This window comes from Chitinophaga oryzae, assembly GCF_012516375.2.
In the GTDB taxonomy this organism is placed as follows: Bacteria; Bacteroidota; Bacteroidia; order Chitinophagales; family Chitinophagaceae; genus Chitinophaga; species Chitinophaga oryzae.
Genome location: NZ_CP051204.2, coordinates 582,533 through 593,688 on the forward strand (window position 1 = coordinate 582,533; position 11,156 = coordinate 593,688).

The window sequence follows — 11,156 nt, forward strand, 5'->3', positions numbered from 1 at the left end:
AACGACCGAAGCGACATTTAATCGCTTCGGTCGTTTCTTATTCGCTTTTATGATACCCGAAATCCAGAAATCAAAAAATCGTAAATCGTAAATCAAAAATCCACTCCCATGCCGAAATACCAGATCGGGCTGCCGCGGAAGAACGCTACCATCGGCCAACCGGCGTCTACACGGAGGAAGTAACCGGCGATGGTCGTACGGGCGCCGAAGCCATAACCACCGATAAACGGACCGAGGAAACCTTCTTTGATGCGGGTGGTCACCACGCCGTTATCGTCATTGTAGTTGGTGTAATTGGCGTCTTTAAAGCTCAGCTTCTCATTCCATGCAGTGCCGATATCCATGAAGGTGGTCACCTGGAAGTTGCGCAGGAAAGCGGAGTTGATAGGTTTCTCGATAAAAGTGGCGAACACCGGCAGGCGTAATTCTGTGTTCAGCAGCATCACGTTGTTACCGTTCTTCGCATTCTGTTTGTAACCACGCAGGTTCTCCGCCAGCGTCTGGAATGCGTAATTGGCGCTCATATTCACCGGTGTATTGGTGTTGATCTGCGGGTTCAGCCAGTTGTCGATGCCACCGAGGTAGTACAGCAGCTTACGCGTGCCCCAGGACATGTCCAGGGAGAAGCGGGTAGCCCAGATGAAGTTGCGGTAGATCTTCTCGTAGTGCCTGATGTCAACGCCCATATTATAGGTGAACCGTCCGCCGGTAGCGGGCGCGTTCGGGTTGAATATCTCATTCAGGCCACCGTTGGTCAGCTGGGAGTTGATTTCTCCGTAAACTTTGTAACGGGTACCGTTCCAGATGTTGATCGCCGGATTGATGGTATTGTCATACACATATTCCAGGCGTCCCAGTGCATAGCTCTCACTGTAGTTTTTGCTCAGCAGGGATGGTTTTTCCACGGCCTGGGTCACCAGCTTGTCGGTACGGTAGCCAACAGACAGACGGATGCTTCGTACCTGGTCAAACGGATAACGGGCTTCCACCTGGTACAGGTTGGTGATGAATTTGGCCGGCGCCCTGAACTGCCCCAGCTGCGGATCGCTGACGATCACGTCGCTGTTCTTGTCTACCTTACGGTAGTAGGTGAACTTGTAATCGAAACGTTTCTTCAGGTAGTTGGCCGTGAAGAAATATTCAGATCCCTGCAGGGAGGACGGGATACGGAAACCACCGTTGAACTTCAGGTCTTCAAACAGATCGCTGACGCCTATACGGATTAAACCATTCACCGGGTCGGTCAAACGGATAGGGCCGGACGGAGGACCGGTAAACGGCTGGTATTTGTTGATCAGGATAGAGTTGTCCAGTTGCAGCACCAGGTAGTCGGAGGCAAACTTGAACTTATACGGGAACATTTTCGCCTTTTTGAGTACCGGTTCTTCTCTTTTCTTTTCAAACAGGCCCGGTATGGAAGACGACGGCGTACTGCCGATGTTATTACGGCTGGTAGTGGTGTCTGCCGGTTCGTTGCTGAATTCGTTCTGGAAGAAGTTGGTATGGGTAGACGTGTCTTTAGGCGCCTGCTCGTTATAAGTGGGCAAACCCAGGCGGAGGCTGTCGGCATGCATTTCCGCCCTGCGATAGTTCGTCGGTCTGGCGGTGATGTTCCTTTTCTTGAGCACGTTGGTGTCTACTTTCAGCTTCATTAACCGTTTGATACCGGCGTAACCTACCACTTCAGATACTTCTCCCTGCTCGCCGGTGATGCGGGATTCCTGGATACCGTACGGGTAGTTGGATATCGGGAAGGTGTAGGTAGAGTCCATGGTAATGGCTACCGCCTGCACGGAATCGGGGGCGGTAGTGCCGTAGGCGGCGAGGGCAGAATCCAGTTCTTCTTTCTCCGGGTTGTGGAGGATCTCTGAGCCCACAAAGAAAAGCGAGTCCACTCCGGCGTTTTTGGATTTAAAGAAACCGGCATAACGGTTACGGATACCGTTAGCGTCTGACACGAAGGTGAAGTGGGTGGTGTTATACTGCATCGGCAGCCTGGCATCGCCGTACTTCAGGTCGGTTAGCTGGGTGATCTGTTTTTCGCTGCTTTTGTTCCAGTTGTCCACCATGAAGATGTTGAACGGCCGGTTAGGCAGGGTGGTATCGCTGCCTCTTCCTTTAGGCACGGGCCTGTTGGAGGAGTAGATGATACCGCTTTTACCCGGGAAAGCCGCGAAAGACGGGTCCAGGTCGTCGTATACGTCGTTGGTGATATGATCTGTCTTGGAATTGCTGATGCTGTAGGTGAAAATGTCGGTATGTCCGTTTTTGATGGCAGACAGCAGGAGGGTGTTTTCCTGTACCGGCATGTATTTGAAGTCCACCACGCGGTCAAACTGCGGGAGGTCCTGTCGTAGGGTCGTTTTAGTGATGAGGTCGTAGACCATCAGTTTGGTCTTGCCTTCATGTTCATATACAACGGCAAGGCGGTTGCCTTTGGTGTTCCAGGCCATCAGCGGATAGTTCGGGTCCACCTGGTTGGCCAGCTGCATCACACCGCTGCGCAGGAGTACTTTGGGTTTGTTCCAGCCCAGTTGTATCTGTACGCGGTAGACGCCTTTTTTGAATTCCACCACGGCATAGGAGTTGTTTTTAGGATTGGGGTTGAAGCGATAGTAGTCGGATTTGCCGATTTCCTGGGCCACAATGGTGCGGCCTTTGGCAGATGTTTTCCGTCTGCGGTTATCTTCGGCAAAGCGTTTCTGGTAAAAAACAAAGAAGTCCTGCGTGGCTTTTTTGGGTGTCTGGTTGAGCACCTGCTCAAAGCCTTTTTTCAGGCCCCTGTTGATACGGGTGATATACATCAGGTAAGGAACGGCGTCTTTACCATATTTGCTTTCCACATAATACCAGAAGCCCTGGCCGGCCAGCAGCGGCTTATCGTAGGCCAGCTGGTTGAAATTGTTGTATTTGCCGGACAGCAGCACGGATTTCAGTTCCTCGTCCAGCTTGGCGTTCCAGTTTTCGGCGGCGTAGGCGATAAAGCCGTCGGTAAACCATTTGGGGAAATCTATCAGGGCGGCGTTACCGGCAAATTCACCTATATCTTCCCCGAAGAGGAGGGTTTCCAGCAAAATGCGGGCTATCCCCTGCCGGATCTGCCGGTGCAGGTTTTCATGGTTACCATCAAAATAAACGATCATTTTATTACCTACCAGCTTCGTCACGCCCCCGGTGTTCTGCCAGTCCACGCCAATACCGATATTGGACTGTTTCATCTCCCCGAAGCTGTTATAGACCACAATATTGATGCGCTGTCGGGGATTGGATTCCATGAACTGCTCTATTCCGGGCAATTCCTTTTCGGCTACCTGGGTCACATACTTGCCCAGTTCCAGCCCGTTCTGGCTGAAATAGGTGTTGAAATGCCGGCTTTGATAGTATCTCCACTTAAAATTCTTGAACTGAACGCGATTTTGGCCGAATTCAACTGTATTGGTCTGGGCTTGAGTAACAAATGTTCCAAGTAATAGGGCACCGAATAATAACCTGGTAATAAATCTGTTCATACAGAAAGTATTGATAATATTGTGATCTGTTTTAAAATTAGCTAAAAATCAGGTAACAATGATCGAAATCCAACAATTCACTTTTGGTCCTCTTCAGGAAAACACCTACCTGCTTATTAACGGAAAAAGGGAATGTATAATTATAGACCCGGGTTGTTATTTTCAGGACGAAAGAAAAGAATTATTGCAATATATACAAACGGAACAGTTAAATGTTACGAGATTGCTCAACACCCACTGCCACTTTGATCACATCTTTGGAAACAAACTGGTGTCGGAGACCTATGGGGTAAAACCCGAGTTCCATGAAAAGGAACAGGTGGTGATGGACAACTCCCAGGCGGTGGGCTCGATGTATAACCTGCCTTTTGACCCCTCTCCTATGCCGGGCCGTTACATCGTGGAGGGTGAAAAGATCGCCTTTGGCGATCATGAGCTGGACGTGCTCTTCACCCCCGGCCATTCCCCCGGCAGCATCTCCTTCTACTGCGCTGACCAGCACTTCGTGATCGGAGGAGACGTCCTGTTTTATCAGAGCATTGGCCGTACAGACCTGCCCGGCGGTAACCATGCCACCCTGTTGAACAGTATCCGGGAAAAGCTGTTTGTATTGCCGGACGATACCCGGGTATTCCCCGGCCACGGTCCCGCCACAACGGTAGGATTTGAGAAGAAGTACAACCCGTTCCTCATTTAGGGATTTTTTGATTTACGGATTTTTTGATTTTAGGGAAACCTGGCAAAGCCCTTCCCCCAATCAAAAAATCCGTAAATCAAAAAATCCCTACATCTATTTGATGTACTTTCCGATAAACGGCATTTTGGCGAACTCTTTTTTCTCCATGCGGAAGATGAACCACGCATAGGCGGCAAAGAACATTGTGGCTACCGCCAGCGGCAGCGGCTTCAGGGCGTAAATGTCGCCGGGAGAAAGTACTTTGGCGTTCAGCCAGTTGAATACATAATAGGTGATCACAGCCAGCCCGATGTAGGTGATCAGCTTAGGGAGATGGTAGGGTATCGGGTAATAACGCTGGCCCCAGACGTAACAAACCACCATCTGTACAAAATAACATACCATGGTGGCCAGCGCCGCGCCATAGTAGCCCATGACCGGTATCCACCAGTAATTGAGCAGGAAAGCCAGTACAGCCGTGATCAGGGTGATCACCGCGCCGGTTTTGGTGCGGTCGGTCAGTTTAAACCAGATGGTCAGGTTATAATAAATGCCGAGGAACATGTTGGCCAGCAGCAGTACCGGGACGATCTTCATGCCCTGGTAGTAGAAGGGCACCCGCAGGAATACCTTCCATACATTGAGGTACAGGCTGACGAAAAGGAACATGAAACACAGCATCACCACAAACAGCTTCATAATACGGGCATATACCTTTTGGGGGTTCGCACCTTCCGCCTGTTTGAAGAAGAATGGCTCGGCCCCTAACCGGAACGCCTGTATGAACATGGTGATGAGAATGGCGAGCTTGTAGTTGGCGCTATACAGGGCTATCACCTCTTTTTTGGCCTCCATATTGTCGCCCGGCAGGAATTGCGGCAGGAACCAGGCCCTGTCGAACGTTTCGTTGACCATGCCGGCCATACCCACAACAATCAGGGGCAGGGCATAATGGATCATTTTTTTCCAGAGCGCGGGGTCAAACTTCCATTCTATCTTTCGTATCTGCGGGAGGAACAGCAGCAGGGTAAGTCCGCTCCCAAGCATATTGCTCAAATAAATATATCCTGTCTGGTCGGCGCCGCTGTGCAGGCTGGGCACCCACTGATGCCCGGCAGCAGCCAGCTTTGGGCAAATGACCAGGAAGAAGATATTGAAAAAGATAGTGGTCAGGATACCGGCTACCCGGATGGCGGCATAGCGCACCGGGCGGCCTTCCAGCCGCAGTTGCGCAAAAGGGATGGCGGTCAGCGCATCGAAGGCCATCAGCAGCACAATATAAGTGTAAAAAGAGGGGTGTCCTGTGAGCCCCGCCAGTTCCCCCGCATACGAGTTGATCACCGGCTCCCGCAGGAACAGCAGCAGGATGGTGATGGAAATGGTGGATAGCAGCAGGGAAATGGTAGACGTACCCAGCACGTGGGCTTTGTTTTCCTGTTTGGCAAACCGGAAAAAGGCCGTCTCCATGCCGTAGGTGAGCACAATATTGGCAAAGGGGATATAGGCATACACGTTAGACATCTCCCCGAAGGAGGCCCTGGTTAATATGCCGAGGTAAAAAGGCGTCAGGAAATAATTGAGCAGCTTGCTCACAATATTACTCAACCCGTAATAAACCGTCTGTCCTGCCAGTTTTTTAATGCTCAAACCCTATATTTTTATACAAATTACAAATGCCGTTACTCAAAATTGCCTCTCCGCAGCTGTTTTTTCTCAGATAACCGTTTTTTGAACTGTATCCGTTTTTCTACCACCGCTTTGGGTATTTTGGTCGCTATTCTTTTCTTGCGGGGGATCAGCGCCTTGCTGATCAGGTCATTGATCTTGAAGATAACCTCCTGCTTGTTGCCCAACTGGGTGCGGGCGGTCTGTGACCTTACCTGCAGGATGCCTTCCGAATTAATGCGGTTGGCCAGCTTTTCGTGCAGCAGCTGTTTCTGTTCGGGGGTTAACAGGGTGGAAGCATCTATGTTAAACGCTCCCTCCACCATGGTTTCCACCTTGTTCACATGCTGTCCGCCGGCGCCACCGCTGCGGGCCGTACGAAAGGTGAGCTCAGGTGTAACATTGATATTCATGTATAGTTCTTTTTTGTAATGCAAATTTACGTTAATTGGCCCGCAATATCAAGATTGCCAGCGGGTTGCCTGATTGGGGCAGGAGGAGGGAAATGTTTACCGTTAAGCATACAAAAGCAGGAGATGTTACGACGGTTTGTGTTAATTTCCCGCTCGATTAAAACAGGTTAGCTATGAGAGCAGTTATACAGCGTGTATCAGAAGCCTCCGTAACGGTCGACGGTGTTGTTACCGGCCGGATCGGACAAGGCCTGATGGTGTTGCTGGGCATAGAGGACGCAGATAGTCAGGAAGACATCCAATGGCTGAGCAGCAAGATCGTCAACCTCCGTATTTTCAATGACGATGCCGGCGTGATGAACGTTTCGGTGAAAGACATGCATGCAGACATACTGCTGGTAAGCCAGTTCACCCTGCACGCCTCTACGAAAAAAGGCAACAGGCCTTCGTATATCCGTGCCAGTAAACCGGACGTGGCCATCCCGTTGTATGAGAAAATGATCGCGCAGCTAGAGCAGGACCTGGGCACCACTATCCAGCGCGGCATATTTGGCGCCGATATGAAAGTGGCGCTGGTAAACGACGGGCCGGTCACCATCATCATCGACACCCACCAGCGGGAATAAGATAAATTCATTATCCTGCAATCCATTATCTTTAAACACTACAATTCATTATCCATGACTATACAGGAAGCACAGGAAAAGATCGACAACTGGATCAATACTACCGGTGTACGTTATTTCAGTGAACTGACCAACATGGCCATCCTCACGGAAGAAGTAGGTGAAGTGGCCCGTGTGATGGCCCGGCAGTTCGGTGATCAGTCTGCTAAAGAGAGTGATAAAAAACGGGAACTGGCCGATGAACTGGCCGACGTCATGTGGGTGGTGCTGTGTATCGCCAATCAAACGGGCATCGATATGACCGTAGCGCTGGAAAAGAACTTCGAAAAGAAAAACATCCGGGACGCTACCCGCCATACCAACAATCCTAAACTGAAATAGTCACCTTCTCTACGCCTATGTCACAGGAAGCGGATGCCTACGCATGTTTTTTGCTTCCTGTGGGTAAAAACCTGCAGCATGAACACAAAACCGGGAAAATTACGATTGCTCTGGACGGTGCTGAAAGAGTCCGGCAGTGCTTTTATAGATGATAAAGTGATGAAGCTCAGCGCTGCGCTGGCCTACTACACTATCTTCTCTGTAGCTCCCATGCTCATTATTATCATCTTCTTCTGTGACCTGTTCCTGGGCAAGGATGCCGTGGAAGGCAGTATCTACGGACAGATACAGGGGCTGGTTGGCAGCGAGGCCGCCATCCAGATACAGTCCATGATCCGCAACGCCACTCTGTCCAACGATATGAGCTGGGCCACCATGGTGGGTTTCGTTACGCTGATTATCGGCGCCACGGGGGTGTTTGCGGAGATACAGGACTCCATCAATTTTATATGGGGCCTGAAATCAAAACCCAAGAAAAACGGCCTGCTGCGCATGCTGATCAACCGTCTGCTCTCTTTTTCGCTGGTAGTCAGCATGGGCTTTATTTTGCTGGTATCGCTGGCGGTGAACGGCCTGGTAGAGGTGTTCCGGAACGTACTGGCCCAGCTGATCCCCACCAAGCTCACCACTACGCTGATCGTATATGTGGCCGACCTTGTAGTACCTTTCCTGGTGATCACCACCCTGTTTACCATTATCTTTAAAGTGCTGCCGGATGCCCGGATCAAATGGAAGGATGTGAGGGTGGGCGCCATCGCCACCGCCGTGTTGTTCATGATCGGTAAATTCGCCATCGGCTACTACCTCGGCGCCAGCAAGGTAAGCTCTACCTACGGGGCCGCCGGCTCAGTGGTCATTATACTGCTGTGGGTATACTATTCCGCAGCCATCCTTTATTTCGGGGCGGTCTTTACCCGGGTATATATACGCCACTCCGGAAGGGAGATCTATCCCAATGACTACGCTGTCTGGATAAAACAGGTAGAGGTGCCCCATGAGCCGCCCGCCCCGTCTGACACCGTAGAAGAAGGGTAAATGTATACCTTTTATTAAGATATATATTATAAAATAATTACAATCAAATTTTCAAAATAGGCATTTATCTTTGCGCCACTATGTCTACAGATCAGAATAAATTCCAGGCGATCATATCGCATTGTAAAGAATACGGTTTTGTTTTTCCGTCCAGCGAGATATACGATGGACTTAGCGCGGTATACGACTACGGTCAGTACGGTTCCGAGCTGAAAAAAAATATTAAGGACTACTGGTGGAAAAGCATGACCCAGCTGCACGAAAACATCGTGGGGATCGATGCTGCCATCTTCATGCACCCTACTACCTGGAAAGCGTCCGGTCACGTGGATAACTTTAGCGATCCGATGATCGATAACAAGGACAGCAAAAAACGCTACCGGGTAGACCACCTGATCGAAGCATACGCGGAAACCCTGCCGGAAGCAGAAGGTAACGCGGTGCTGGCGCAGATGGACGAACTCCTGAAAGAAAACGACTTCGCAGGGCTGAAAACCCTCATCGAAGAGAAAAAAATAACCTGCAGCGTCAGCGGCACCTCCAACTGGACGGACGTCCGTCAGTTTAACCTGATGTTCTCCACCCAGCTGGGCAGCGTGACCGATGAAGCCAACGAAATATACCTGCGCCCGGAAACAGCACAGGGCATCTTCGTGAATTTCCTGAACGTGCAGAAAACCGGCAGGATGAAAGTGCCTTTCGGTATCGCACAGATAGGTAAAGCCTTCCGTAACGAAATCGTGGCCCGCCAGTTCATCTTCCGTATGCGCGAATTTGAACAGATGGAAATGCAGTTCTTCGTACGCCCTGGCACTCAGAAAGAATGGTACGAGAAATGGAAAGAAGAAAGAATGCAGTGGCACCTGAGCCTCGGCACTGATCCTTCCAAATACCGCTTCAAAGACCACGTGAAACTGGCGCACTATGCCGATGCTGCCGTGGACATTGAGTTCGAATTCCCCATCGGCTTTAAGGAAGTGGAAGGTATCCACTCCCGTACGGATTTCGACCTGAAACAACACCAGGAATACAGCAAGAAGAAACTCCAGTACTTCGATACGGAAATCAACCAGAACTACGTGCCCTACGTGATAGAAACCTCTATCGGTCTGGATCGTATGTTCCTGCTGACTGTCTGCAACGCTTACGAAGAGCAGGATCTCAGCACCCCGGAAAAAGCAGACAGCCGCGTGGTGATGAAGTTCCCGGCTAAATTGGCGCCTATCAAGCTGGCCGTTTTCCCGCTGACTAAAAAAGATGGCCTGCCGGAGGTAGCTCGCCTGCTGATGGACAGCTGCAAGTCTGCCTTCCACTGTTTCTATGAAGAAAAAGACGCTATTGGTAAACGTTACCGCCGTCAGGATGCCATCGGTACGCCTTTCTGCGTAACCGTTGACCACCAGACCAAAGAAGACGGTACCGTTACCATCCGCTACCGCGACTCCATGGAACAGGAACGCGTTCCGCTCACAGAAGTGAAAAACATCGTTCTGAGCAAGATCATGTAACATATTCGGGGCCACAGCCGTTTGATTTCGTAGATATTCCTACCCCTATGTATCTACGAATGATAACAACTGTGGCCCTTTTGTTTTGTTGTGTTTCCCTGTACGCCCAAAAGGTCCCCCACGATTCTACCAAGCATTCCCGCATACCACGCCCCGCATATTCCCGGAACCAATGGCCGCATGTCGTATATGGTACGCTGTTCGGGCCTTGCGGTATTGGTGCTAATTATGACACCCGGTTCAACGGTAAACGCACGGGTATAGGAATGCGTGCAGGTGCCGGTTTTGCGCCCGGCTATGACGAAAGCCGGACGAGCCATAAACGTATTTATCAGGTTGAAGAGGGCGTGTCAGGCGGTACCACGCTGGGCTGGCTGTCGGTCGCCGGCCGGCGGCACTTTATCAGTAAACATTTTATGTTCAGGATAGGAGCCATGCTGATGTTTTCGTCCAACCAGGTAACCCCTAACCTGGACACTGGTTTTGGCTACTGTTTTTAAGGCTATTAACCGTACAGCTCCAGGTGGATGTCGTGGCGGTCGTATCCCATGGCGGTGATGCGCTGCCGTGCCTCGTCTATCATGGCTTTCCAGCCGCAGAGATAGAAATTGGCCGGGCGCTTGTTGTCTGCCAGCATTTCTTCGTAAATACTGTGTACGTAGCCCTTTTTGCCGGTCCAGTCTTCCTGGCGGCTCAGGGTGGGGATATAATGAAAGCGGGGCATGTCTTTGTCCAGCTGCCGCATTTCGTCGGCGTACAGCAGGTCCTGTTCATAACGGCAGCCAAATATCAGGTGGATATCGGGGTGGGGCAACTGATGCAGCTGTATGTACTGTACCATGGACCGGAACGGCGCTATGCCGGTACCGGTGCAGATCAGGAACAGGTCTTTTTCCATGTCCGCCGGCAGGGTAAACATTCCCAGCGGTCCCCTTACCTGCAGGGTACTCCCCTCTTTGATTTCATTGAAAAGGTAGGTGCTGCCTGCGCCACCTTCCAGTAATACGATTACCAGCTCAAAGATATTGGTGCTGTCCGGGTGGGAGGCGATGGAGTAACTGCGCCAGCGCTTGTTTTTCTTTTCATGAATGGGAAGGTCCAGGGTGACAAACTGCCCTGGTTTAAAATCAAACCGTTCCAGCTCGGGGATACGGATCCAGAAACGCCGAGTATTAGGGGTTGCATCTACCAGCCGGGTAACGATACCTGTATACCAGATCTCCTGCATGGAAAAAGGATTTTGATGTCACTGAATATAACAAAACATTTTCGGATTTCTTGATTTTGGGATTTGGGAATTTTGGGTTTTCGCGGAGAGGAGCGGCATCCCCCAAATCTCCCAA

Annotated in this window: 10 protein-coding genes; 6 read left to right on the forward strand and 4 right to left on the reverse strand. The window is 50.7% G+C overall.

Going from position 1 to position 11,156, the window contains the following annotated elements; all coding sequences use genetic code 11:
• Positions 1-92: 92 nt before the first annotated feature.
• Positions 93-3,509 (reverse strand): TolB-like translocation protein, encoded by a 3,417-nt coding sequence (locus HF324_RS02455; RefSeq protein ID WP_258539403.1) that lies wholly within the window; start codon positions 3,507-3,509, stop codon positions 93-95.
• 58 nt (positions 3,510-3,567) lie between these two features.
• On the opposite strand from HF324_RS02455, the gene HF324_RS02460 reads away from it, so the two are divergent.
• Positions 3,568-4,206 (forward strand): MBL fold metallo-hydrolase, encoded by a 639-nt coding sequence (locus tag HF324_RS02460; RefSeq protein WP_168809156.1) that lies wholly within the window; start codon positions 3,568-3,570, stop codon positions 4,204-4,206.
• Positions 4,207-4,299: 93 nt separating this feature from the next.
• Here the strand turns inward: HF324_RS02460 and HF324_RS02465 are convergent, their stop codons facing one another.
• Positions 4,300-5,832: an oligosaccharide flippase family protein gene (locus HF324_RS02465; protein WP_168809158.1), complete on the reverse strand. Its 1,533-nt coding sequence runs from the start codon at positions 5,830-5,832 to the stop codon at positions 4,300-4,302.
• Positions 5,833-5,864: 32 nt separating this feature from the next.
• Entirely contained in the window at positions 5,865-6,263 is a 399-nt protein-coding gene (arfB, locus tag HF324_RS02470) for an alternative ribosome rescue aminoacyl-tRNA hydrolase ArfB (protein WP_168809160.1), read from the reverse strand.
• A 173-nt stretch (positions 6,264-6,436) separates the two neighbouring features.
• Between arfB and dtd the strand changes: the two genes are divergently transcribed.
• The 5 genes from dtd (at position 6,437) to HF324_RS02495 (ending at position 10,313) form a co-directional block, all read left to right on the forward strand.
• Entirely contained in the window at positions 6,437-6,889 is a 453-nt protein-coding gene (gene dtd / locus HF324_RS02475) for a D-aminoacyl-tRNA deacylase (protein ID WP_168809162.1), read from the forward strand.
• Positions 6,890-6,943: 54 nt separating this feature from the next.
• Positions 6,944-7,270, forward strand: coding sequence for a nucleotide pyrophosphohydrolase (locus HF324_RS02480; RefSeq protein WP_168809164.1), 327 nt, complete (start codon positions 6,944-6,946; stop codon positions 7,268-7,270).
• Between the two features lie 78 nt (positions 7,271-7,348).
• The gene (locus HF324_RS02485) at positions 7,349-8,305 is read left to right on the forward strand and encodes a YihY/virulence factor BrkB family protein (RefSeq protein ID WP_168809166.1); all 957 of its coding nucleotides are present in this window, start codon (positions 7,349-7,351) and stop codon (positions 8,303-8,305) included.
• An 80-nt stretch (positions 8,306-8,385) separates the two neighbouring features.
• Positions 8,386-9,813, forward strand: a complete 1,428-nt coding sequence (locus HF324_RS02490) for a glycine--tRNA ligase (RefSeq protein WP_168861862.1) — start codon at positions 8,386-8,388, stop codon at positions 9,811-9,813.
• A gap of 266 nt (positions 9,814-10,079) precedes the next feature.
• Positions 10,080-10,313: a hypothetical protein gene (locus HF324_RS02495; protein WP_168861863.1), complete on the forward strand. Its 234-nt coding sequence runs from the start codon at positions 10,080-10,082 to the stop codon at positions 10,311-10,313.
• Positions 10,314-10,318: 5 nt separating this feature from the next.
• Here the strand turns inward: HF324_RS02495 and HF324_RS02500 are convergent, their stop codons facing one another.
• Positions 10,319-11,041: a ferredoxin--NADP reductase gene (locus tag HF324_RS02500; RefSeq protein WP_168809171.1), complete on the reverse strand. Its 723-nt coding sequence runs from the start codon at positions 11,039-11,041 to the stop codon at positions 10,319-10,321.
• Between the last annotated feature and the right edge of the window lie 115 nt (positions 11,042-11,156).

Excerpts from the sequence above, each read along its gene's own strand:
- HF324_RS02455 (WP_258539403.1), bottom strand. The coding sequence starts at position 3,509 with ATGAACAGATTTATTACCAGGTTATTATTCGGTGCCCTATTACTTGGA.
- HF324_RS02460 (WP_168809156.1), top strand. The coding sequence starts at position 3,568 with ATGATCGAAATCCAACAATTCACTTTTGGTCCTCTTCAGGAAAACACC.
- arfB (WP_168809160.1), bottom strand. The coding sequence starts at position 6,263 with ATGAATATCAATGTTACACCTGAGCTCACCTTTCGTACGGCCCGCAGC.
- dtd (WP_168809162.1), top strand. The coding sequence starts at position 6,437 with ATGAGAGCAGTTATACAGCGTGTATCAGAAGCCTCCGTAACGGTCGAC.
- HF324_RS02480 (WP_168809164.1), top strand. The coding sequence starts at position 6,944 with ATGACTATACAGGAAGCACAGGAAAAGATCGACAACTGGATCAATACT.
- HF324_RS02485 (WP_168809166.1), top strand. The coding sequence starts at position 7,349 with ATGAACACAAAACCGGGAAAATTACGATTGCTCTGGACGGTGCTGAAA.
- HF324_RS02490 (WP_168861862.1), top strand. The coding sequence starts at position 8,386 with ATGTCTACAGATCAGAATAAATTCCAGGCGATCATATCGCATTGTAAA.
- HF324_RS02495 (WP_168861863.1), top strand. The coding sequence starts at position 10,080 with ATGCGTGCAGGTGCCGGTTTTGCGCCCGGCTATGACGAAAGCCGGACG.
- HF324_RS02500 (WP_168809171.1), bottom strand. The coding sequence starts at position 11,041 with ATGCAGGAGATCTGGTATACAGGTATCGTTACCCGGCTGGTAGATGCA.